Genomic DNA, 22,157 nt, shown 5'->3' with positions numbered 1-22,157 from the left:
GGCCCCGCGGTTACGAGCGGTCCTGCGCCCGGCCGCGGATGCCCAGGGCCCGTGTCGTGCTGGGGTGGACCAGCAGCACCAGGCCGGTGACCGCGACGGCCGCCAGGGCGATTCCGGCCGGGATGGCCGCGCTGGTCGCCTGGAGCAGCGTCCAGGCCACGGGCAGGGCCATCAGCTGGGTGATGATCGCCGGGCCGCGGCTCCAGCTGCGGCACAGCAGCAGGCCCCGGGCGGCCAGCGCCGGGATCAGGCCGAGCGCGATGAGCGTGGCGCCGCCCGTCAGCGCCTGCGTCAGGTCGTCGGGGCGGCCGGTGACGGTCGTCACGAGCAGGTACACGCCTGCGGCGAACAGGGCGAGGGCCTCCAGGCCCGCCACGGCCGCCGCGGCGGTCACACGGGCGGGACGCGGGGCGGGAGCGGGGGTCGCGGCGGGGGTCTGGTCCGTACTGCTCACCCTGGCAGGGTAGCCGCCGGGACCGTCCGCCCATCGGACAGGGGCGGGCGGCCGCTGGGCCCGGTACCGCGCGGTAGGTAACCTGGCGGGCATGCGCGCACTCCTCGTGGTCAATCCGGCAGCCACCACCACCAGTGCCCGCACGCGCGACGTACTGATCCACGCGCTGGCCAGCGAGATGAAGCTGGAAGCCGTCACGACCGAGTACCGGGGCCACGCCCGCGACCTCGCCCGCCGGGCCGCGGAGTCCGGGGAGATCGAGATGGTCGTCGCGCTCGGTGGCGACGGAACCGTCAACGAGGTCGTCAACGGTCTGCTGCACCACGGCCCCGACCCCGGCCGGCTCCCGCACCTCGCGGTGGTGCCGGGCGGGTCCACCAATGTCTTCGCCCGCGCCCTCGGGCTGCCGAACGACGCCGTGGAGGCGACCGGCGCGATCCTGGACGCGCTGTGCGAGAACCGCGACCGGACGGTCGGCCTCGGGCTCGCGGGCGGCACGCCCGGCAGCGTGGACGAAGCGGTGCCGGAGCGCTGGTTCACCTTCTGCGCCGGGTTCGGTTTCGACGCCGGGGTGATCGGCCGGGTCGAACAGCAGCGGGAGCGGGGCCGCAGGTCGACGCACGCGCTCTACATCCGTCAGGCCATGCGCCAGTTCCTCGGCGAATCGCACCGCCGGCACGGCACGATCACGCTGGAACGCCCCGGTCAGGAGCCGGTCCGCGATCTTTCGCTGTCGATAGTCTGCAACACCGCGCCCTGGACCTACCTGGGCAATCGCCCGGTGTACGCCTCGCCCGCGGCGTCCTTCGACACCGCCCTCGACGTGCTGGCACTCAGCCACCTGTCCACGGCCGCCGTGGCCCGGTACGCGACCCAGTTGCTGACGTCGAGCCCGGAGCGCGGCCCGCATGGCAGACACGCCCTGTCGCTTCACGACATGACCGACTTCGCCTTGCATTCGAAGGTTCCGCTGCCCTTCCAGCTGGACGGAGACCACCTGGGTCTCCGTAGCAGCGTGACGTTCACAGGCGTTCGCCGTGCACTGCGTGTGATTGTGTGAGCGGAAGGGCCTTCGGTCCTTTATCTCGAACGTATGGGCCAGGGTCCACCCCATAGAAGTACGGCTGTGACCTAGCCGACACCGAGGAATCAAAAAAAACTTTCCGGAAGGGGTTGTATCCGCCGCCGAGGTTTGCGAATCTCTACATGGCGATCGGGACGGCCCGCAGCATCGGCCTCCAGTGAAAGCCGGAACCCCTCCTCAAATCCAGGACCACACCAGTTCATCTGGCGTTCGGCCCTTCACTTGTTGAGGGATTCGTGAAAGCGTTCACATTCACAAGCAACGTGCATGCAACACCAAGGAGAGGTAGCAGCCATGGACTGGCGTCACAACGCCGTTTGTCGTGAGGAAGACCCCGAGCTGTTCTTCCCCATCGGCAACACCGGTCCTGCGCTGCTGCAGATCGAGGAAGCCAAGGCTGTCTGCCGTCGCTGCCCCGTCATGGAGCAGTGCCTGCAGTGGGCGCTCGAGTCCGGCCAGGACTCCGGCGTCTGGGGTGGCCTCAGCGAGGACGAGCGCCGCGCGATGAAGCGCCGTGCCGCTCGCAACCGGGCGCGTAACGCCAGCGCCTGAACGACGCCACCGCTACGAGCCTCAGCCACGGCGGCGCGTACAGCGTGTACGCACTGACCCGCCCCCCGAGCCGCAGCGCGCAGCAGTACACCCAAGCGTTCGAGCCCCGGACCGTCTCCCACGGTCCGGGGCTCGCTGCTGTGCGCGCGTCCTACTTCTGTGGTGCCACGGGGATGTCGAGCACCACGCGCGTACCGCGCTCCGGGGCGGGCTGCATGTCGAACGTACCGCCCAACTCCCCTTCCACCAGCGTCCGTACGATCTGCAGGCCGAGGTTGCCGGTGCGCTGCGGGTCGAAGCCCTCGGGCAGTCCTCGGCCGTTGTCCTGAACGGTGATCAGAAGCCGGGCGTCGCGGGCGCGCACGTCGCCGCGTACCGCCGAGACTTCGACCGTGCCGTGCTCGCCGGGGGCGAAGGCGTGCTCCAGGGCGTTCTGGAGGATCTCGGTGAGGACCATGGACAGGGGGGTGGCGACCTCGGCGTCGAGGATGCCGAAGCGGCCGTTGCGGCGGCAGGTGACCTTGCCCGGTGAGATCTCCGCGACCATGGAGATCACCCGGTCGGCGATCTCGTCGAACTCGACACGCTCGTCGAGGTTCTGCGAGAGGGTCTCGTGCACGATGGCGATCGAGCCGACGCGCCGTACCGCCTCGTTGAGCGCCTCCCGGGCGCTCCTGCCACCGGCGGCGGCGGTGTCCATCCGGCGGGCCTGGAGACGCAGCAGGGCGGCGACCGTCTGGAGGTTGTTCTTCACCCGGTGGTGGATCTCCCGGATGGTGGCGTCCTTGGTGATCAGCTCGCGCTCGCGGCGCCGCAGTTCGGTCACGTCCCGCAGCAGGACCAGTGAACCGATGCGCGTTCCCTTGGGTTTGAGCGGGATGGCGCGCAACTGGATGACCCCGCCGTTGCCCTCGACCTCCGCCTCGCGCGGGGCGTAGCCACTGGCCAGCTTGACCAGGGCCTCGTCCACCGGCCCACGCGAGGGGGCCAGTTCGGCGGTGATCTGGCCGAGGTGCTGGCCGACCAGGTCGGCGGCCAGGCCGAGACGGTGGTACGCGGAGAGGGCGTTGGGCGAGGCGTACTGGACGACGCCGTCCGCGTCGAGCCGGATCAGTCCGTCGCCGGCGCGCGGCGAGGCGTCCATGTCGACCTGCTGGCCGGGGAAGGGGAAGGTGCCGGCCGCGATCATCTGGGCGAGGTCGGAGGCGGACTGGAGGTAGGTCAGCTCCAGCCGGCTGGGGGTGCGGACGGTGAGCAGGTTGGTGTTCCGCGCGATCACTCCGAGCACGCGGCCTTCCCTGCGTACGGGGATCGACTCCACGCGCACCGGAACTTCCTCGCGCCACTCCGGGTCGCCCTCGCGCACGATGCGGCCCTCGTCGAGGGCGGCGTCGAGCAGGGGGCGGCGGCCGCGCGGGACCAGGTGGCCGACCATGTCGTCCTGGTAGGAGGTGGGACCGGTGTTGGGGCGCATCTGTGCGACGGAGACGTACCGCGTGCCGTCGCGGGTGGGGACCCACAGCACCAGGTCGGCGAAGGAGAGGTCGGAGAGCAGCTGCCACTCCGAGACCAGCAGGTGCAGCCACTCGAGGTCGGACTCGCTCAGAGCGGTGTGCTGGCGTACGAGGTCGTTCATGGAGGGCACATGTGCGAGCGTACCTGTGCGGATGAACCTGGTGTTCTGTCGGTCCTTGGTGGAGGATGGGGCCGTGCATATGGTCTGCCGTACGGATGGACAGACGTAATGGTCTAGTCCACAATGCACAGGTAGAGCCTCCACCTTCCCCGCACAGGAGGGTGGATCGAGGAACCGGCGCTCTCTGCCCTGACTGCGCCGCGACCTCCACACGGCCGCGGGACCGCACACCCGACGGCCATGCAACTCCGGGCTGCGGTGCCGGACGGGTTGAGGGTCCCGTCCCGGCGCCGCGGCCCGCGGGTTTTTCCCGGGCCGCCGGCTCAGCGCGTTTCGGTGACCTTGGCCAGGGCGCGGGGGGCGTCGGGATCCTGGCCCCGGGCGATGGTCACCTCGTACGCCAGGAGCTGGAGCGGCAGGATCTCCAGGACCGGCTGGAGTTCTTCCCCGAGCCCGTCCGTCGGCAGCACGAATCCGGCCGACGCCGCCGCGACCTGCGCGCGGGGGCCGACGACCATGAGGTCCGCGCCCCGGCCGCGCAGCCGGTCCAGGACCGGCTGGAGGGCCTCGCCGCCCTTGCCGTCCGGGACGACGGCGATGACCGGCGAGATGTTGTCGACCATGGCCAGCGGGCCGTGCAGCAGATCGGCGCCCGAGTAGGCCAGGGCGGGGATGTAGCTGGTCTCCATCAGCTTCAGCGCGGCTTCCTTGGCCGTGGGGTAGCCGTAGCCGCGTGAGGTGATCACCATGCGCTCGGCGAAGCGGTAGCGGGCGGCCAGGGCGCGGACCTCCGCGCGGCGCTGAAGGATCCGGTCCGCCAGCTCGGGGAGGACACGCGCGGCGGTGCCTTCGCCGTCGCCGCCGAGGCCCTCGACGAAGAGGTACAGGGCCAGCAGGGACGCCGTGTACGTCTTGGTCGCGGGGAGGGCCTTCTCCGGGCCGGCCAGGATGTCGATGTGGTACTCGGACACCTCCGCCAGCGGCGAGTCCGCGTTGTTGGTGACCGCGAGGGTGACCGCCCCCGCCCCCCGCGCCGCTTCGGTGGAGGCGACCAGGTCGGGCGAGCCGCCGGACTGGCTGACCGCGATGACGAGGACGTCGGTGAGGTCGGGCCTCGCCCCGTACGCCGTCGTGGTCGACATGGACGTCAGTCCGCACGGCAGGCCGCGCCGGATCTCCAGCAGGTACTTGGCGTACAGGGCGGCGTTGTCGGACGTGCCGCGTGCCGTCAGCAGGACGAAGCGGGGACCGCGTGCGGCGACGGCCCGGGCGACCTCGCGGATCGCCGGCGCGCCCCGGTCGAGGATCCGTCGCAGCACCGCGGGCTGTTCCGCCATCTCGCCCGCCATGATCCGGCCCGGCTGCTCGCTCATGCGCACCAGTCGAGCACGGGGCTGCGTCAGGCCGCCAGTCGGGAGGGCCATTCTGCTAGATTGGTCTATACCACCACACCCATCAGATCGGCAGGCCCATCGTGGAAGTTGTCATCGTCCCCGACGCCAAGGCAGGCGGCGAGCTGATCGCCGAGGGCATCGCCGCGCTCCTGCGCCGCAAGCCCGACGCTCTGCTCGGCGTGGCCACCGGCTCGACCCCGCTGCCCATCTACGACGCGCTCACCGCCAAGGTCCGGGCGGGCACCGTGGACGTCTCGCGCGCCCGCGTCGCCCAGCTGGACGAGTACGTCGGGCTGCCGCCCGGGCACCCAGAGTCGTACCGCTCCACGGTGCTGCGCCAGGTGGTCGAACCGCTCGGACTGGACGCCGGCGCGTTCATGGGCCCCGACGGGTCCGCCGAGGACGTCCAGGCGGCGTGCGAGGCGTACGACAGGGCGCTGGCCGAGGCGGGCGGCGTGGACCTCCAGATACTCGGCATCGGCACCGACGGGCACATCGGCTTCAACGAGCCGTGCTCCTCCCTCGCCTCCCGTACGCGGATCAAGACGCTGACCGAACAGACCCGCGTCGACAACGCGCGCTTCTTCGGCGGCGACATCGACCAGGTGCCGCACCACGTCATCACCCAGGGCATCGGCACCATCCTGGAGGCCCGCCACCTGGTCCTCCTCGCCACCGGCGAGGGCAAGGCCGAGGCCGTGGCGCAGACCGTCGAGGGCCCGGTCGCCGCCCTCGTACCCGCCTCCGCCCTCCAGCTGCACCCGCACGCCACGGTGGTGGTGGACGAGGCGGCCGCGTCCAAGCTGAAGCTCGCCGACTACTTCCGGCACACCTACGCCAACAAGCCGTCCTGGCAAGGCATCTGATCCCTGGCGGGGCGCGGTGGCGCACGCACCGGAAAGGGCCGGTACCCCGCTTGGGGTACCGGCCCTTTCCGTACGGCTCACGCGCCCGCGATGACCTCCGCCGCCGCCGTCCCGCACACCCGCGCCGCCCCGTGCGTCGCGATGTGCAGCGCCCCGCGCGGCGGCGCCTGGTCGACGCCCATCTCCACGACCACCGTGTCCGGGCGCGCCGCCAGCAGCGCGTCCAGCGCGGCGGCCATCCAGGCGTGGCGGTGCACGTCCCTGACCACCGCGACGATCCGCCGCTCCCCCGCGTCCCGCAGCACCCGCTCCACCGGCGCGTCGCAGGCGTACGTCCCGCTCGCCGTCCCCGGCAGCAGCCGGGCCAGCTCGGCGCCCACGCCCCACGGGGTCTCGTCACCGACCGCGATGTTGGCGGCCGGGGTGAAGGCGGCGACGTACGCCGGGGCGGTGAAGGGCTCAGGTGCGCCCGTGACGGTCAGCGCGCGCCTGGCGGCCACCAGGCCGATGTCGGTGCCGGGCGCGGTCCCTCCCCCTCGCTTCGCTGGGGGCACCCCCACCTCTGAAGCCGCGCGCGGCTCCGCCTGGGCCCCCCTGGCCCGGTGCGCCTGGGTCCAGGACGCCAGCGCGCGCACCCGCGCGGCCGCGTCGGCCAGCCGCTCCTCGGGCAGTTCGCCGGTCCGTACCGCGTCGACGAGCGCGTCGCGCAACCGCAGTACGGTCCCCTCGTCGGCCAGGCCGCCGCCGACGCACAGCGCGTCGGCGCCCGCGGCGATCGCGAGGACGGAGCCGCGCTCGATGCCGTACGTCGAGGCGATGGCCTGCATCTCCATGCCGTCGGTGACGATCAGGCCCTCGTACCCCAGCTCCTGGCGCAGCAGACCGGTGAGGATCCGCGGGCTCAGGGTCGCCGGGCGGTCCGGGTCGAGCGCGGGGAGCAGGATATGCGCGCTCATCACCGATTGGGAACCCGCCGCGATCGCGGCGCGGAAGGGAACCAGGTCACGGGCGTGCAGTGTGTCGAGGTCCACATCGATGCGGGGCATCGCGTGGTGCGAGTCGACACTGGTGTCGCCGTGGCCCGGGAAGTGCTTGGTGCAGGCGGCGACCCCGGCGGCCTGCATGCCTTCGATGTACGCCACGGTGTGCCGCGCCACCAGGTGCGGGTCGGCGCCGAAGGACCGCACGCCGATGACTGGATTGTCCGGATCGGAGTTGACGTCGGCGGACGGCGCCCAGTTGAGGTCGACGCCGCAGGCCGCGAGCCGGCGGCCGAGCTCGTGGGCGACGGCCCGGGTGAGGCCGGTGTCGTCGACCGCGCCGAGCGCGAAGTTGCCGGGGAAGGAGGAGCCGCCGCGCACCTCCAGGCGGGTGACGTCGCCGCCCTCCTCGTCGATGGCGACCAGGACGTCGTCCCGCTCGGCCCGCAACCGGGCGGTGAGCGCGGCGAGTTGGCCGGGGGAGGCGATGTTGCGGCCGAACAGGCCGACGGCGCACAGCCCTTCGCCGATGCGGCGCAGCAGCCAGTCGGGCGCGGTGGTGCCGGTGAACCCGGGCTGGAGGACGGTGAGCGCGTCGCGGGTCAGTGTCGGACTTCCGGGCACGAGAGTCGTCATGAGCGGCGTTATCCCTTCACTGCGCCGGCGGTCATGCCGCCGACGGCGCGGCGCTGGAGGAAGAGGAAGACAACGAGCACGGGGAGGGCGAAGAGCGTCGAGGCGGCCATGGTGGCGCCCCAGTCGCTGCCGAACGCGGTCTGGAACTGCGTGAGCCAGAGCGTCAGGGTCTGCGACTCCTTCTCCTTGTTGAGCATCAGGATCATCGCGAACTCGTTCCAGGCCGTGATGAAGCCGAAGAGCGAGGTGGACATCAGGCCCGGCGCGAGCAGCGGGAAGATCACCTTGCGGAACGCCTGGCCACGCGTGCAGCCGTCGATCTGGGCGGCCTCCTCCAGCTCCACCGGGACGGCGGCGATGAAGCCGCGCAGGGTCCAGATGGTGAAGGGCAGCACCATGACGAAGTAGATGAGGGTGAGCAGCGGGATGCTGTTCAGCATGTCGTTGTCCCGGGCGATCATGTACATCGCGATGACCATGACCTCCCAGGGGGCCATCTGCGCCATCATCACCACCAGGACCAGGCCCTTGCGGCCGCGAAACCTCATCCGGGCGAGGGCGAAGCTCGCCGCGAGGGCGACGACCAGGGCGAGGAGCACCGCGCCGGCCGTGACGGTGAGGCTGTTGCGCACATAGGTCCAGAACAGGTCGACACCGGTCGCGGTCGTGTAGTTGCCGGTCGTCGGCGTGAAGAGGAAGACCGGGTCCTTGGTCATGATCTCGCTCTGCGGCTTCAGCGACGAGGAGAACATCCAGTAGACGGGGAAGACGAACAGCACGGCGAGGACGGTCGCGGTGAGGTTCTTGGCGATCCCCCCGGGCCGCAGCGGCTTTCTGCGGCGGAGGACCTGGGGGGTCTGGCTGTGGGTGCTCACTGCTCCTCCTCCTGCTTCAGGATCAGGCGGAAGTAGAAGGACATGGCCGCGATCAGCATGACGATGGTCAGTACGGAGATGGCCGCGGCGAGGCCGTAGTGCGCCTGGCCCTGCCCCTCGATGTAGGCGTAGACGGGGAGGGTCTCGGAGCCGCGGTCCGGGCCGCCGAGGTTCATGGCGTACACCTGCGCGAAGGCCTTGAAGACCCAGATGATCTCCAGGAATGTGGTGATCATGAAGAAGGGCTTCAGGTTGGGGAAGACGACGGACCAGAAGGTCCGCCAGCCGTTCGCGCCGTCCATCCTCGCCGCCTCGTACAGCTCTGACCCTACGGTGGTGAGGCCGGCGTACATGTTGAGCGCGACGAACGGCACCGAGCCCCAGACCACCAGGACGGTGACGATGACGAGGGTGGAGAAGCCGCTCTCGAACCAGTTGTGCTGGTCGTACCCGGCGAAACCGAGCGTGCGCATCAGCCAGTTGACGACGCCGAACTGTTCGTCGAACAGCCACCGGAAGACGGTGACGGAGGCGACGATCGGCATGGCCCAGGCCATCATCAGCGCCAGCGAGAGGACCAGGCGCATCGCCTTGCCGAGCCGGTTGAGCAGCAGACCGATCAGGGTGCCGATGCCCATGATGAGGACGACATTGGCGGCGGTGAACGCGACGCTGCGGACCACGACGGTCCAGAAGTCCGCATCGCCCAGCAGCTGCGTGTAGTTGTCGACGCCGATCCACTCGGGGCGGCGGGTGATGAACTCCTTCCGGTTGACCTGCTGGAAGGAGAGGATCACATTGCGGACCAGCGGATAGAGCAGCAGCACCGCCATGGAGAGGATGGCGGGGGCGATCAGCAGGTACGGCAGCGCTCCGCCGGGCAGGGAGCGTCTGCCGCGAGCGGGCCGCGGGACGGGTTTCGAGCCGGACGGGGGCAGCAGGGTCTTCGACGTTCCCGGCGCCCTCCCGGACGCGTCCTGAGGAGCGGCGGTCGGCGCTCCCTGGGAGTCCACGGTCATGGTGTTCTTCCTCGCGGTTCTGGGCTCGCCGCTCGGGGGCGGTCCGCGCCCGCCGGCCACTGCGATGACCCGGTGGGGCGACCGGCGTGGTCACCGGTCGCGCCACCGGGCGGCTACGGCTACTGCTACGGCGTACTGCTGGCGGCGCTTGCCGCTACCGGCACTACTGGTACCGGGGCTGCTGGTACCGGCGCTGGTCCTGCTTGCCGCTACTGCTGGTTGATGCGCTCGGTGATCACCTTGTCGGCCGCCTCGCCGGCCTTCTTGGCGTCCTCACCCTTGAGCACCTTGGTCATGTAGTCCTTGATCGGGTTGGGCGCGGTCTCGACGTTCGCCCAGCCCGGCGTGACCGGGGTGATCCTGCCGACGGGCGCGGCCTTGGCCATCGCCTCGGCGAACGAACCGGCGGCCGGGGTGAACTGCGCGGCGTCGTTGTTGGGGAGCAGCGCGCCCTGGGTGGCCGCGGCGTACTTGGCCATCTGCTCCTTGCCGGCGGCCAGGGCCAGCCACTCCTTGGCCAGGTCCTTGTTCCGCGAGCGCTCGGACACCGCGAGGTTCGAGCCGCCGAAGAAGACGGAGCCCGGCTTGTCCGCGGTCTTGCCCGGGATCGGGAAGTAGCCGAAGTCGGCGGTCTTGCCGGCCTTCTTCATCGCCTCGATCGCGCCGCCGGCCTCCCAGCCGAGGCCGATCCAGGACGCGACGCCGCCCTTGGGGACGATGTCGGTGGACTGCTGCGGGGTGGCCTCGTCCTTGTCCTTCGGAGCGGTCGAGTACGACTGGAGCTCCTTGTAGAAGTTCATGGCGGCCACGGCCTGGGGGGAGGACAGGTTGCCCTTCCACGTGTCGCCGTCCTTGACGGCGAGGTCGCCGCCCTCGTCCCACACGAAGCCGGCGTAGACGTACCAGCTCTGGCCGGGCAGGTAGATGGGCTGCGTCTTGGGGTCGGACGCCTTGATCTTCTTCAGGCCCTCGATCCACTCGGCCCGGGTCTTCGGCGGGGTCACGCCGGCCTTCTTGAAGGCGGCCTTGTCGTAGACGACAACGCGGTTGGCGGCGTACCAGGGGGCGGAGTAGAGCTTTCCGTCCAGCTCGTTGGAGGCGAGCATGCCCTTGTTCCAGCCGTCGTAGCCGAGCGCGGCCTTGTCCTCGGTGAGGTCGGCGAGGCCGCCGGTGGCGGCGTACCCGGCCGTCTGGGTGTTACCCAGCTCCAGGACGTCCGGCGGGGTGTCCTCGGAGAGGGCCGTGGTGACCTTCTCCTGGATGCCGTTCCACTGCTGTTCCTCGACCTTGACCTTGACGCCCTTGTGCGTGGCCTCGAACTGCTTGTTGACGTCCTTGATCCAGGCGTCGGGAGCCGAGCCGTCCATGACCCAGACGGTCAGGGTCTTGTCGCCCCCGGCGCCGGTGCCGCCCCCCTTGCCGTCGTCCGAGCCACACGCGGCAACGCCGACCATCATGCCCGCGGCACCTATCGCCGCGACGAGCTTGCGCTTCACGCCACCCTCCTCAGGGATGCCTGCAACCCCTGCCCCCACCGCGAAGCCATACGACGAGTAGCGCTCGTGGGACTGGGACGTGGTCTTTAATGGTTTAGACCAGTAACCCGGAGCTTGGCCTAGACCTTTAGGGGTGTCAAGGGTGTATAAGAAGGGCAGTCGGCTCCGTTACCGGACCGACACCTGAGGGAGGGCGACGACCCGTGACCGGTCCGTGCCACCATGTGAGCCGCAAGGGACGGAGGAGCCGGTGACGGCACCAGCGCAGCAGTCGGGAAGGCGGGCCATGGCCACGGACGGGGGCGGCACCCAGGCCGAGAGCGGGGCAGCCACCCGCACCGCTCGGGTGCCCAAGTACTACCGGCTCAAGCGGCACTTGCTGGACATGACGGAGACCATGCCCCCGGGTACGCCGGTGCCGCCCGAGCGCACGCTCGCCGCCGAGTTCGACACGTCCCGCACGACCGTGCGCCAGGCGCTCCAGGAACTGGTCGTCGAGGGGCGGCTGGAGCGCATCCAGGGCAAGGGCACGTTCGTCGCCAAGCCGAAGGTCTCGCAGGCGCTCCAGCTCACCTCGTACACCGAGGACATGCGCGCCCAGGGCCTGGAGCCCACCTCGCAGCTCCTCGACATCGGGTACGTGACGGCCGACGACACGCTCGCGGGGCTGCTCGACATCGCGCCTGGCGGGCGCGTCCTGCGCATCGAGCGGCTGCGGCTGGCGAGCGGCGAGCCGATGGCCATCGAGACGACGCACCTGAGCGCCAAGCGCTTCCCGGCGCTGCGCAGGTCGCTGGTCAAGTACACGTCGCTGTACACGGCGCTGGCGGAGGTGTACGACGTCCGCCTCGCCGAGGCGGAGGAGACCATCGAGACCTCGCTGGCCACACCGAGGGAGGCCGGCCTGCTCGGCACGGACGTGGGCCTGCCGATGCTGATGCTCTCGCGCCACTCGCTGGACGAGAACGGCGAGCCGGTGGAGTGGGTCCGCTCGGTCTACCGGGGCGACCGCTACAAGTTCGTGGCGAGGCTCAAGCGGCCGAACGGCTGAGAGTGCCGCCCCTGAGGCGGCTGGGCGCCAAAGCGTTGCCGTACCGATATGCGGACGGGGGGTGACGCTGCGCGAGGCGCTCCCCTAGATTTCCTGCGCATTACAGGTGATCAGCGAGGGGACACGCACCATGCCAGAGCCGTCAGCACCACCGAAAGCCTCACGGACCGGCCTCACTCCGCGGTCGGTCGTCATCTGGTCGCTCGTGGCCCTGGTGGGCGCCGCAGGCTGGGGCGTGCTCGCGCTCTCCCGGGGCGAGGAGATCTCGGCCGCCTGGATGCTCGCGGCCGCCCTCGGCTCGTACGCGATCGCCTACCGCTTCTACTCCCGCTTCATCGCGAACCGGGTGCTCAAGGTCGACAAGACCCGCGCCACGCCCGCCGAACGGCTCGACAACGGTGTCGACTTCCACCCCACCGACCGCAGGGTTCTCTTCGGGCACCACTTCGCGGCCGTCGCCGGCGCGGGCCCGCTCGTGGGCCCCGTGCTCGCCGCGCAGATGGGCTACCTGCCGGGCACGATCTGGATCATCGTCGGCGTGATATTCGCCGGCGCCGTCCAGGACATGGTGACGCTGTTCTTCTCCACCCGCCGCAACGGCCGTTCGCTCGGCCAGATGGCCCGTGACGAGATCGGCCCCTTCGGCGGGGCCGCCGCGCTGATCGCGGTCTTCGCCATCATGATCATTCTGCTGGCCGTGCTGGCCCTGGTCATCGTCAACGCCCTGGCGCACTCGCCGTGGGGCGTCTTCTCCATCGGCATGACCATCCCGATCGCCCTCTTCATGGGCGTCTACCTGCGGGTGCTGCGGCCCGGCAGGGTCACCGAGGTCTCGCTCATCGGTGTCGCGCTGCTGCTGCTCGCCATCGTCGCGGGCGGCTGGGTCGCCGAGTCCTCCCTCGCCGACACCTTCACGCTGGAACCCGGCACGCTGGTCATCTGGATGATCGTGTACGGCTTCCTCGCCTCCGTACTGCCGGTGTGGATGCTGCTCGCGCCGCGCGACTACCTTTCGACCTTCATGAAGGTCGGCACGATCGCGCTGCTCGCGATCGGCGTCTTCGTCGCCCTGCCGACGCTGAAGATGCCGGCGTTCACCGATTTCGCGAGCCGTGGCGACGGCCCGGTCTTCGCCGGCTCGATGTTCCCGTTCGTCTTCATCACCATCGCGTGCGGCGCGCTCTCCGGCTTCCACTCCCTGGTCTCCTCGGGCACCACCCCGAAGATGGTCCAGAAGGAGACCCAGATCCGGATGATCGGGTACGGGGCCATGCTCACCGAGTCGTTCGTCGCCGTCATGGCGATGATCGCGGCCTGCATCATCGACCCCGGGCTGTACTTCGCGATCAACTCCCCCGCGGGCGTGGTCGGGACGACGGTGCAGTCCGCCTCCGAGGCGGTGACGAACTTCGGCTTCACCATCTCGCCCGACGCGCTGGCGAAGGCCGCGGCGGACGTCGAGGAGGCCTCGCTGCTGTCGCGGACCGGCGGCGCGCCGACCTTCGCGCTCGGCATGGCGGAGATCTTCTCCGCGGTCGTCGGCGGCACTGCCATGAAGGCGTTCTGGTACCACTTCGCCATCATGTTCGAGGCGCTGTTCATCCTGACGACGGTGGACGCCGGCACCCGCGTGGGCCGGTTCATGCTCCAGGACATGCTGGGCAACGTCTACAAGCCCTTCAAGCAGGTCAGCTGGAAGCCGGGCGTCTGGTTCGCCAGCGCGGTGGTCGTCGGCGGCTGGGGCTACTTCCTCTGGGTCGGCGTGCACGACCCGCTGGGCGGCATCAACCAGCTCTTCCCGCTGTTCGGCATCGCCAACCAGCTGCTGGCCGCCGTGGCACTGGCCGTCTGCACGACGCTGCTGGTCAAGTCCGGCCGCCTCAAGTGGGCCTGGGTCACCGCTGTCCCGCTCGCCTGGGACGTGGCCGTGACGCTCACCGCCAGCTGGCAGAAGATCTTCTCGGCGGACCCGCGGGTGGGTTTCTTCGCCCAGCGGGACAAGTACCAGGCGGGCATCGACTCCGGGCAGGTGCTGCCGCCCGCCAAGTCGATGGACGACATGCACACCGTCGTCACCAACTCCACGGTCGACGGCGTCCTTTCCGCCCTCTTCGCCCTCCTCATCATCGTGGTGATCGCGGACGCGGGACGGGTCTGCTTCAAGGCCGTCACCAACCCCGCCGGAGTGAAGCTCTCGGAGGCGCCCTACACCGAGTCGAAGCTTGTCGCGCCCGCCGGGCTGTTCCCCACGGCGGAGGAGAAGGCCGAACTGGTGGCCGCCGGGCTCGGCCCGGAGGGCGGCATGCGCAGGAACGGCCGCGGCGAGGACGGCGGCACGGGTGAGGCGGTGCCGACCGGCAGCGGCGCCAAGTGAGCCGCGCGGTGGCCACGGGACCGGGCGGCAGGCTGCGGCGCGCGGCGGGCTGGGTCCGCTGGTACGTCCGCGAGGTGTCCGGCGAGGCGGTGTACGACAAGTACGTCGCCCACGCCCGGGCCTGCGACCCGGACGCCGAGGTCATGACCCGGCGGGAGTTCGAGCGGCGGCGCACCGACGCGCGGGAGGCCGATCCACGGGACGGGTTCCGCTGCTGCTGAGCGGGTGACCGCACGACGCACGGCGACGGGCCGCCGCGATTCCGGAGACGGAAATGCGGCGGCCCGTCGCCGTGCGCGTCCACACTCGGACCATGGACATCACCATCAGGGCGGTACGGCCGGAGGAACACGGGACGCTCGGCGAGGTCACCGCCCAGGCGTATCTGGGCGACGGGCTGCTGGACTTCGGGGAGAGCGACGAGTACCTGATCGAGCTGCGGGACGTGACCCGGCGGGCCGCCGAGGCCGAGGTGCTGGTCGCGGTCGGCGAGGACGAGCGGGTGGTGGGCGGGGTCACCTTCGTGACGGGCGGCGGGCCGTGGGCCGAGCTCGCCCGGGACGGCGAGGCGGAGCTGCGGATGCTCGCGGTGGCGCCGGAGGCCCGGGGGCGGGGCGCGGGCGAGGCTCTCGTACGGGCGTGTGTGGAGCGGGCGCGTGCGGCGGACGGATGCGCGCGGCTGGTGCTGTCGGCCCGGCAGTCCATGGGCGCGGCGCACCGGATCTATGAGCGGCTGGGGTTCGTACGGACCCCCGAGCGGGACTGGCGGCCGGTCCCGGGCGTCACCCTCCGTACGTACGCGCTGGAGTGCTGACCGACCGCCAGTTGTGCGGCGAGACACAACATGTGGGGGGTGCCTCAATGGGCGCCCCCCACATGTATGCTCGACCTCGCTGTCGCCGCAGGGGAATCCGGTGCGAATCCGGAACTGTCCCGCAACGGTGTGTTGGTGTGCCTTTGGGTGCGTGCGAGTCCGAGGACCTGCCGACAGCGCGCCCGGACCGTCCGGCCCGGGTGCCAAGACGTCCGGGCCTCGCGGAGTGGGCCGGTGGACGCGGTGCATGCGCCCCTGTGCCCGGGCGCGCCCGCTCCCCTGCCCGCGGCCGCGCGGCCCCGAGCCGAGCGAGGGAGAGCCCCCACGTGACCATCGCGCCAGCCGATCCGGCCTCAGCGATCGCGATCGAGAGCGACGGAAACGACGGAAGCGACGGACCCGGGACCGTACTGCTGCGGACCCTGACCGACCTCACCGCCGATCTGCCCGACACCGACCCGGGCCGGGTCGCCGCCGCCGCGCTGCGCGGCCGGCACGCCGGGTCGGACGAGGCGGAGTTGCGGGAGCTGGCCACCGAGGCGGCCGCCGGTCTGATCGCCGAGGACCCGGCGTACTCGCGGCTCGCGGCCCGGCTGCTGACCCGGACGATCGCCGACGAGGCGGCGGGCCAGGGCGCGGTCTCCTTCTCGGCGTCGGTGGCCGTCGGGCACCGGGAGGGCCTGATCGCGGACCGTACGGCCGCGTTCGTCACGACGCACACGGACCGGCTGGACGCGCTCGTCGACCCGGCCGCCGATGACCGCTTCGGCTACTTCGGGCTGCGCACGCTGTACTCGCGCTACCTGCTCCGGCACCCGATCACCCGCAAGGTGATCGAGACACCGCAGCACTTCATGCTGCGCGTCGCCGCCGGGCTGGCGGAGGACGACTCCGTACGGGCGCTGGAGGAGGTCGCGGCGCTGTACCGGCTGATGAGCCGGCTGGACTACCTGCCCTCATCGCCCACGCTGTTCAACTCCGGCACCAGGCACCCGCAGATGTCCTCCTGCTACCTGCTGGACTCGCCGCTGGACGAACTGGACTCGATCTATGACCGGTACCACCAGGTCGCGCGGCTGTCCAAGCACGCGGGCGGCATCGGCCTGTCCTACTCCCGCATCCGCGCCCGGGGTTCGCTGATCCGCGGCACCAACGGCCACTCCAACGGCATCGTGCCGTTCCTGAAGACGCTGGACGCCTCGGTCGCGGCCGTGAACCAGGGCGGGCGCCGCAAGGGCGCGGCCGCCGTCTACCTGGAGACCTGGCACGCGGACATCGAGGAGTTCCTGGAGCTGCGCGACAACACGGGCGAGGACGCGCGGCGTACGCACAACCTGAACCTGGCGCACTGGATCCCGGACGAGTTCATGCGCCGGGTCAACGCCGACGCCGAGTGGTCGCTGTTCTCGCCCGCGGACGTGCCCGAGCTGGTCGACCTGTGGGGCGAGGAGTTCGACGCGGCGTACCGCGAGGCGGAGGCGGCGGGCCTGGCCCGCAAGACGATGCCGGCACGTGACCTGTACGGGCGGATGATGCGGACCCTCGCCCAGACCGGCAACGGCTGGATGACCTTCAAGGACGCCTCGAACCGTACGGCCAACCAGACCGCCGAGCCGGGCCACACCGTCCACTCCTCCAACCTGTGCACCGAGATCCTGGAGGTCACGGACGACGGAGAGACCGCGGTCTGCAACCTGGGCTCGGTCAACCTGGGCGCGTTCGTGGCCGGTGGGGACATCGACTGGGAGCGGCTCGACGAGACCGTCCGTACCGCCGTCACGTTCCTCGACCGGGTCGTCGACATCAACTTCTACCCCACCGAGCAGGCCGGGCGCTCCAACGCCAAGTGGCGTCCGGTGGGCCTGGGCGCGATGGGCCTCCAGGACGTCTTCTTCCAGCTGAAGCTGCCGTTCGACTCGCCCGAGGCGCGTGCCCTGTCGACCCGTATCGCCGAGCGGATCATGCTGGCGGCGTACGAGGCGTCGGCCGACCTCGCCGAGCGCAATGGCCCGCTGCCCGCCTGGGAGAAGACCCGCACCGCGCGCGGTGTCCTGCACCCCGACCACTACGACGTGGAGCTGACCTGGCCGGAGCGGTGGGCGGCCCTGCGCGAGCGCATCGCCGCCGTCGGCATGCGCAACTCGCTGCTCCTCGCCATCGCGCCGACCGCGACGATCGCCTCGATCGCGGGCGTGTACGAGTGCGTCGAGCCGCAGGTGTCGAACCTGTTCAAGCGCGAGACGCTGTCGGGTGAGTTCCTCCAGGTCAACTCCTACCTGGTGGCCGAGCTGAAGCGACTGGGGGTGTGGGACGCGCAGACCCGTGAGGCGCTGCGCGAGTCCAGCGGCTCGGTGCAGGGCTTCACCTGGATCCCGGCCGAGGTGCGCGAGCTGTACCGGACGGCGTGGGAGATCCCGCAGCGCGGCCTGATCGACATGGCGGCCGCCCGCACCCCGTTCCTGGACCAGTCGCAGTCGCTGAACCTGTTCCTGGAGACGCCGACCATCGGCAAGCTGTCGTCGATGTACGCGTACGCCTGGAAGCAGGGGCTGAAGACGACGTACTACCTGCGCTCACGCCCGGCGACCAGGATCGCCCGCGCGGCGTCCGCGACCCCCATCCCCGTCCAGCAGGCCGCCGAGCCCGACGCCGTCGCCTGCTCCCTGGAAAACCCCGAGTCCTGCGAGGCCTGCCAGTAATGAGTGACACCGAGAAGAACCTGCTGGACCCGGGGTTCGAGCTGACCCTGCGCCCGATGCGCTACCCCGACTTCTACGAGCGCTACCGGGACGCCATCAAGAACACCTGGACCGTGGAGGAGGTCGACCTCCACTCCGACGTCGCCGACCTCGCCAGGCTCACGCCGGGCGAGCAGCACCTGATCGGCCGGCTGGTCGCGTTCTTCGCGACCGGCGACTCGATCGTCGCGAACAACCTGGTGCTGACGCTCTACAAGCACATCAACTCCCCCGAGGCGCGGCTGTACCTGTCGCGGCAGCTGTTCGAGGAGGCCGTGCACGTCCAGTTCTATCTGACGCTGCTCGACACCTACCTGCCCGACCCGGAGGACCGCACGGCGGCGTTCGCCGCCGTCGAGAACATCCCCTCCATCCGCGAGAAGGCGCAGTTCTGCTTCCGCTGGATGGACTCCGTGGAGAAGATCGAGCGGCTGGAGACGAAGGCCGACCGGCGCCGCTTCCTGCTCAACCTGATCTGCTTCGCCGCCTGCATCGAGGGCCTGTTCTTCTACGGCGCCTTCGCGTACGTGTACTGGTTCCGCTCGCGCGGTCTGCTGCACGGCCTGGCGACCGGCACCAACTGGGTGTTCCGCGACGAGACGATGCACATGAACTTCGCGTTCGAGGTCGTGGACACCGTCCGCAAGGAGGAGCCGGAGCTCTTCGACGACGAACTCCAGCAGCAGGTCACCGACATGCTGAAGGAGGCCGTCGAGGCGGAGCTCCAGTTCGGCCGCGACCTGTGCGGTGACGGCCTGCCGGGCATGAACACCGAGTCGATGCGCCAGTACCTGGAGTGCGTGGCCGACCAGCGCCTGACGCGCCTGGGCTTCGCCCCGGTGTACGGCTCGGAGAACCCCTTCTCCTTCATGGAACTCCAGGGCGTCCAGGAGCTGACCAACTTCTTCGAGCGCCGCCCGTCCGCGTACCAGGTGGCGGTGGAGGGGTCCGTCGACCTGGACGAGGACTTCTGATCCCGTTCGCGTACGCCGAAGGGCCCCGCTCGATGCGAGCGGGGCCCTTGCGCGTGCGGTAGGGATCAGTCGTTCGGGACGACCGGGTAGCGCGGGGTGCCCTCGGCCATCTGCCGCAGGGCGTCCTTGCGGTCCCGCTTCGAGAGCCGGTCGATGTACAGGTACCCGTACAGGTGGTCCGTCTCGTGCTGGAGGCAGCGGGCGAAGTACCCGGTGCCGCGCACCTTGATGGGGTTGCCCTTCGCGTCCTGGCCGCGCACCACGGCGTAGTCCGGCCGCGGCAGCGAGGCGTACGCGCCGGGCACGGACAGGCAGCCCTCGTTGGAGTCGTCCAGGACGCGCTGCTCGGGCGCCAGCTCCTCCAGGACCGGGTTGCAGACGACGCCCACGTGCCGTACGCCCTCGTCGTCCATGCAGTCGTAGACGAAGACCTTCAGGTCGACACCGATCTGGTTGGCGGCCAGGCCCACGCCCTCCGCCGTCCGCTGGCTGGCGAACATGTCGTCGATGAGCCGCGCCAGCTCGTCGCCGAACTCGGTGACGTCCTTGCACTCCTTGTGCAGCACCGGGTTGCCGACGACCGTGATCGGGCGGGAGGTGCCGCGCTCGCGGTACGCGCGCTCCCGCTCCTCGCAGTCCTCCGTGTCCACGACGAACCCGTCGTTCAGCTGCTGGTCCGTCTCCTGCTGCGCCATGTCCGCCTCTGCGCCTTCCTGAGTACCCGATGTCACGATGTGCCGATGTGAGCGAGTACAGCCTACGGGCAGGGGTCAGCAGACTTCTTCGAGATCCCGCCACTCACGGCTGTCCGGGCTGTCCGCCACCCAGCCGTCCAGCAGCCCCCGCACCAGGCCGGCGGGCGCCGCGATGCCGCACTCGCGCTCCGGCACCCACAGCTCGCCCGGCGAGCGGTGCCCGAGCGGCCCCGGGTGCCCCGGCTCGCTGTGGTCGTGCGGGTCCAGGTGCTCGCCCTCGCCCTCGGCGCTGGGCATCCGCGACTCCGAGCACGCCCGGCACAGCAGCCGTACCGACGACGACCAGTCCTCGGCGGCGAACCCCGCGTCGGCCGCGAGCCGCTCCAGGGCGTCCCGGTCGTCCTCGGTGGCCGCCTCCAGGAGCACCACCCAGGTCGGTACGGGAGAAGGCGCCCACAGTTCGATCTCGTCGAACACGGGGAAGCTGTGCCCGGCCGATGTGGTCCGCTCGCCGTGCGGGACGCCGTCGTGCAGGACGACCTCGCCCCAGCGCCGGCCCGAGGACGGCAGCGGGATGGACAGGACCTCGATCCTGGCCGGGTCCAGCCTGCGGCCCCACACCACCTCGGCCTCGCCCTCGGGCGACAGCCGCACGGCGGCGCTGCCCAGCTCCATCCCGGCGGGCTCCCCGCCGCCCGCGGCGGCCCCGGGGACCTTCAGCCCGTACGCCTGCCAGGCGCGGCGGGCCAGCGGCCAGTCCTGGAGCGCGGTGGCGGCGATGCCGACGTTCCACCAGTCGGGGGCCCCGGTGTCCTTGTCGAGCAGGGCGACGGCCCGCAGCCCCGCGGTGCGCGCCTGCTCCCAGTCGTGCCGGAACTTGTGCAGGAGCGCCAGGTTGAACCACGACTCCGAGAGCCAGGGCTCCAGGTCCGCCGCCCGCGTCAGCAGCGCGCCCGCGTCCTCGTACCGCCCGTCCCCGATCAGCGTGAACGCGCGGTCGGTGGCCTGCCGCCACGAGGCGGAGGGCCGATGCCGTACCTTCCCGAAGATCCTCACGATTCCCGCCTGCCGGTCGCTGAAGGTCACTGCCCCCGGACACCCTCTTGTTCGCATCCAACCATGCCCGGTCGCGGGCCCGCTCATTACCCATGGGTTACCCAGGCGCCGGGCCCGCGACGCCGCCCCGGGCGAGGACTCTGGCGAGTGACTCCACCACCTTCGGGTGATAGTCCCGGGCCGTGCCCAGCCGCAGCCGTTCCAGCGCGCACAGCGCCCCGTCGGCGCTTTCCCGGGACAGGTCGTCGTATGCGTTGACGGCGCGGACGATGCGGGCGGGCAGCGGCTGTTCGCGGTACGGGTCGGCCTGCCGCTCCACGACGACCGCGACGGCCTCGGGGACACCGGTCTGGCGCACCACGGCGCCGCCGAGCAGCGCGATACGGCGCTGTTCGGCCTCCGGGAGGAGGGCGGTGGCACCCTCCGGTACCGGGTCGACCAGGGAGAGCTGTCCGATGTCGTGCATGAGTGCGGCGTACTCCAGAACGGTCAGGTCGGGCCCCGACAGCCCCAGCTCGCGCCCCACGGCACGGCTGAGGGCCGCCACCCGGTGAGCGTGTCCGGGGGACGTGTACCCGGCGACCTCGGTGGCACGCGCGAGGGAGGCGATGGTCTGGCGGTAGGTGTCGCGGACGGCGGCGTACCGGCGCAGGGAGAGCTGGGTGAGCAGCAGCGGTACGCAGAAGACGGGCAGGGCCCACAGTCCGGCGACGGCCACGGCCAGGGCCATCACGGCGCCGGTCGCGCACACGGCGGAACCGACACCCATCAGCGCGCGCAGCTCGTCGCGGAGGAAGGGCCCGTACGGGCCGGGTGCCGGGCAGGTGCGGGCGCGCAGCATCAGGGCGGCGAGCACGGCGTCGCACAGGGCGGTCAGCAGGAGCAGGACCAGCAGGAACAGCGCATAGTACGGGCCGCGCCCGAGGGCCTGGAGGAGTTCGCCCGAGTTGTACAGGGGCTGGAAGCACACCGCCGCGAAGCCGGCCGTGAGCACCCGCCGCGCCACGTGGTCGAGCGCGGCCGCCCGCCCCCGGGCCACCTGCGGTACGGCTCCGACGAGGGCGCCCGCGACGACGACGGCGACGATCTGCGCGACGCCGTGGTCGGTGGGCCGCCCGGCGCACTCGCCGAGCAGGGCGTACGCCAGTGCCCCGGCGGCCGCCAGGGGCGCGGGCTCCCGGGCGCCGGGCCCGGCGCCCCAGCGGGCGAGTTCCCCGACGGTGACGAGGAGCCCGAAGGCGAGGGCGGTCCCGGGCTGGGCGACCCCGTGCCACAGGGTCCACCCGAGCCCCGCCCCGGCGACGGCGCCGGCGGCGGCGTGCACGCCCCTGACGGCCCGCCCGACGAGGGCGGCACCACCGTCGCGTTCTTCAGCGCCGCCTCGTACGCCGCCTCCGCGTCGAAGTCGACGCCCTTGACGTACGCGTCGGCGAACGCCACGTCCGACGACGTGCCGGTCATCA

Annotated in this window: 19 protein-coding genes, 1 pseudogene and 1 riboswitch; of the genes and pseudogenes, 9 read left to right on the top strand and 11 right to left on the bottom strand. The window is 71.0% G+C overall.

All coding sequences use genetic code 11. The features are described from left to right. Positions 1-10: 10 nt before the first annotated feature. Positions 11-454: a hypothetical protein gene (locus QWM81_RS23650; RefSeq protein WP_290114339.1), complete on the bottom strand. Its 444-nt coding sequence runs from the start codon at positions 452-454 to the stop codon at positions 11-13. A 91-nt stretch (positions 455-545) separates the two neighbouring features. Here QWM81_RS23650 and QWM81_RS23645 point away from each other — a divergent pair, with 91 nt between their 5' ends. Continuing rightward, positions 546-1,514 carry a diacylglycerol/lipid kinase family protein gene (locus QWM81_RS23645; protein ID WP_290114338.1) on the top strand — a complete coding sequence of 323 codons (969 nt, stop codon included), beginning with the start codon at positions 546-548 and terminating at the stop codon, positions 1,512-1,514. A gap of 318 nt (positions 1,515-1,832) precedes the next feature. Continuing rightward, on the top strand, positions 1,833-2,090 hold the full coding sequence (locus QWM81_RS23640; RefSeq protein ID WP_003953983.1) for a WhiB family transcriptional regulator: 258 nt from the start codon (positions 1,833-1,835) through the stop codon (positions 2,088-2,090). Positions 2,091-2,241: 151 nt separating this feature from the next. Here the strand turns inward: QWM81_RS23640 and QWM81_RS23635 are convergent, their stop codons facing one another. Then, positions 2,242-3,726, bottom strand: a complete 1,485-nt coding sequence (locus tag QWM81_RS23635; protein ID WP_290114379.1) for a PAS domain-containing sensor histidine kinase — start codon at positions 3,724-3,726, stop codon at positions 2,242-2,244. Between the two features lie 323 nt (positions 3,727-4,049). Next, on the bottom strand, positions 4,050-5,099 hold the full coding sequence (locus tag QWM81_RS23630; protein ID WP_290114337.1) for an SIS domain-containing protein: 1,050 nt from the start codon (positions 5,097-5,099) through the stop codon (positions 4,050-4,052). A 101-nt stretch (positions 5,100-5,200) separates the two neighbouring features. Here QWM81_RS23630 and nagB point away from each other — a divergent pair, with 101 nt between their 5' ends. Further along, positions 5,201-5,986: a glucosamine-6-phosphate deaminase gene (gene nagB / locus QWM81_RS23625; RefSeq protein ID WP_290114336.1), complete on the top strand. Its 786-nt coding sequence runs from the start codon at positions 5,201-5,203 to the stop codon at positions 5,984-5,986. 77 nt (positions 5,987-6,063) lie between these two features. Here the strand turns inward: nagB and QWM81_RS23620 are convergent, their stop codons facing one another. From QWM81_RS23620 to QWM81_RS23605, 4 genes are all read right to left on the bottom strand, one after another. After that, the gene (locus QWM81_RS23620; RefSeq protein ID WP_290114335.1) at positions 6,064-7,602 is read right to left on the bottom strand and encodes a glycoside hydrolase family 3 protein; all 1,539 of its coding nucleotides are present in this window, start codon (positions 7,600-7,602) and stop codon (positions 6,064-6,066) included. A gap of 8 nt (positions 7,603-7,610) precedes the next feature. After that, positions 7,611-8,477 (bottom strand): carbohydrate ABC transporter permease, encoded by an 867-nt coding sequence (locus QWM81_RS23615; protein ID WP_435372437.1) that lies wholly within the window; start codon positions 8,475-8,477, stop codon positions 7,611-7,613. Then, positions 8,474-9,496 (bottom strand): carbohydrate ABC transporter permease, encoded by a 1,023-nt coding sequence (locus tag QWM81_RS23610; protein ID WP_290114334.1) that lies wholly within the window; start codon positions 9,494-9,496, stop codon positions 8,474-8,476. Before QWM81_RS23610 ends, QWM81_RS23615 begins: the two co-directional genes overlap by 4 nt. Before the next feature lie 209 nt (positions 9,497-9,705). Beyond that, entirely contained in the window at positions 9,706-10,992 is a 1,287-nt protein-coding gene (locus QWM81_RS23605; RefSeq protein WP_290114333.1) for an extracellular solute-binding protein, read from the bottom strand. Positions 10,993-11,278: 286 nt separating this feature from the next. On the opposite strand from QWM81_RS23605, the gene QWM81_RS23600 reads away from it, so the two are divergent. The 6 genes from QWM81_RS23600 (at position 11,279) to QWM81_RS23575 (ending at position 18,943) form a co-directional block, all read left to right on the top strand. Then, positions 11,279-12,043: a GntR family transcriptional regulator gene (locus tag QWM81_RS23600; protein ID WP_290114332.1), complete on the top strand. Its 765-nt coding sequence runs from the start codon at positions 11,279-11,281 to the stop codon at positions 12,041-12,043. Between the two features lie 130 nt (positions 12,044-12,173). After that, a complete protein-coding gene (locus QWM81_RS23595) occupies positions 12,174-14,417 on the top strand; it encodes a carbon starvation CstA family protein (RefSeq protein ID WP_290114331.1) in 2,244 nt (747 codons plus the stop codon). After that, a complete protein-coding gene (locus QWM81_RS23590) occupies positions 14,414-14,638 on the top strand; it encodes a YbdD/YjiX family protein (RefSeq protein ID WP_435372436.1) in 225 nt (74 codons plus the stop codon). Before QWM81_RS23595 ends, QWM81_RS23590 begins: the two co-directional genes overlap by 4 nt. 92 nt (positions 14,639-14,730) lie before the next feature. Further along, the gene (locus QWM81_RS23585) at positions 14,731-15,231 is read left to right on the top strand and encodes a GNAT family N-acetyltransferase (protein ID WP_290114329.1); all 501 of its coding nucleotides are present in this window, start codon (positions 14,731-14,733) and stop codon (positions 15,229-15,231) included. A gap of 66 nt (positions 15,232-15,297) precedes the next feature. Then, positions 15,298-15,420: riboswitch (cobalamin riboswitch) on the top strand. Between the two features lie 137 nt (positions 15,421-15,557). Next, positions 15,558-17,930 (top strand): ribonucleoside-diphosphate reductase subunit alpha, encoded by a 2,373-nt coding sequence (locus tag QWM81_RS23580; RefSeq protein ID WP_290114328.1) that lies wholly within the window; start codon positions 15,558-15,560, stop codon positions 17,928-17,930. After that, on the top strand, positions 17,930-18,943 hold the full coding sequence (locus QWM81_RS23575; protein WP_290114327.1) for a ribonucleotide-diphosphate reductase subunit beta: 1,014 nt from the start codon (positions 17,930-17,932) through the stop codon (positions 18,941-18,943). The genes QWM81_RS23580 and QWM81_RS23575 overlap by 1 nt, the downstream gene beginning before the upstream one ends. A gap of 65 nt (positions 18,944-19,008) precedes the next feature. On the opposite strand, the gene def is transcribed toward QWM81_RS23575, so the two are convergent. From def to QWM81_RS29300, 4 genes and pseudogenes are all read right to left on the bottom strand, one after another. Further along, a complete protein-coding gene (gene def / locus QWM81_RS23570) occupies positions 19,009-19,638 on the bottom strand; it encodes a peptide deformylase (protein ID WP_290114326.1) in 630 nt (209 codons plus the stop codon). A gap of 75 nt (positions 19,639-19,713) precedes the next feature. Next, positions 19,714-20,694, bottom strand: a complete 981-nt coding sequence (locus QWM81_RS23565; RefSeq protein ID WP_290114377.1) for a tetratricopeptide repeat protein — start codon at positions 20,692-20,694, stop codon at positions 19,714-19,716. A 97-nt stretch (positions 20,695-20,791) separates the two neighbouring features. Further along, complete coding sequence (locus tag QWM81_RS23560; RefSeq protein WP_290114325.1) at positions 20,792-22,018, bottom strand: HD-GYP domain-containing protein; 1,227 nt, start codon at positions 22,016-22,018, stop codon at positions 20,792-20,794. After that, positions 22,006-22,157 (bottom strand): annotated as a pseudogene (locus tag QWM81_RS29300) (glycoside hydrolase domain-containing protein); the annotation flags it as partial. The pseudogene QWM81_RS29300 and the gene QWM81_RS23560, both read right to left, overlap by 13 nt.

Origin of the sequence: Streptomyces ficellus, assembly GCF_030406405.1 — a bacterium.
Classification (GTDB): Bacteria; Actinomycetota; Actinomycetes; order Streptomycetales; family Streptomycetaceae; genus Streptomyces; species Streptomyces ficellus_B.
This window is presented reverse-complemented; position numbering and strand designations above follow the sequence as displayed.

What these genes read in the sequence shown, in the direction of transcription:
- QWM81_RS23640 (WP_003953983.1), top strand. Translation starts at nt 1,833, where the DNA reads ATGGACTGGCGTCACAACGCCGTTTGTCGTGAGGAAGACCCCGAGCTG.
- QWM81_RS23620 (WP_290114335.1), bottom strand. Translation starts at nt 7,602, where the DNA reads ATGACGACTCTCGTGCCCGGAAGTCCGACACTGACCCGCGACGCGCTC.
- QWM81_RS23575 (WP_290114327.1), top strand. Translation starts at nt 17,930, where the DNA reads ATGAGTGACACCGAGAAGAACCTGCTGGACCCGGGGTTCGAGCTGACC.
- QWM81_RS23645 (WP_290114338.1), top strand. Translation starts at nt 546, where the DNA reads ATGCGCGCACTCCTCGTGGTCAATCCGGCAGCCACCACCACCAGTGCC.
- QWM81_RS23595 (WP_290114331.1), top strand. Translation starts at nt 12,174, where the DNA reads ATGCCAGAGCCGTCAGCACCACCGAAAGCCTCACGGACCGGCCTCACT.
- QWM81_RS23610 (WP_290114334.1), bottom strand. Translation starts at nt 9,496, where the DNA reads ATGACCGTGGACTCCCAGGGAGCGCCGACCGCCGCTCCTCAGGACGCG.
- QWM81_RS23600 (WP_290114332.1), top strand. Translation starts at nt 11,279, where the DNA reads ATGGCCACGGACGGGGGCGGCACCCAGGCCGAGAGCGGGGCAGCCACC.
- QWM81_RS23635 (WP_290114379.1), bottom strand. Translation starts at nt 3,726, where the DNA reads ATGAACGACCTCGTACGCCAGCACACCGCTCTGAGCGAGTCCGACCTC.
- QWM81_RS23630 (WP_290114337.1), bottom strand. Translation starts at nt 5,099, where the DNA reads ATGAGCGAGCAGCCGGGCCGGATCATGGCGGGCGAGATGGCGGAACAG.
- QWM81_RS23585 (WP_290114329.1), top strand. Translation starts at nt 14,731, where the DNA reads ATGGACATCACCATCAGGGCGGTACGGCCGGAGGAACACGGGACGCTC.
- def (WP_290114326.1), bottom strand. Translation starts at nt 19,638, where the DNA reads ATGGCGCAGCAGGAGACGGACCAGCAGCTGAACGACGGGTTCGTCGTG.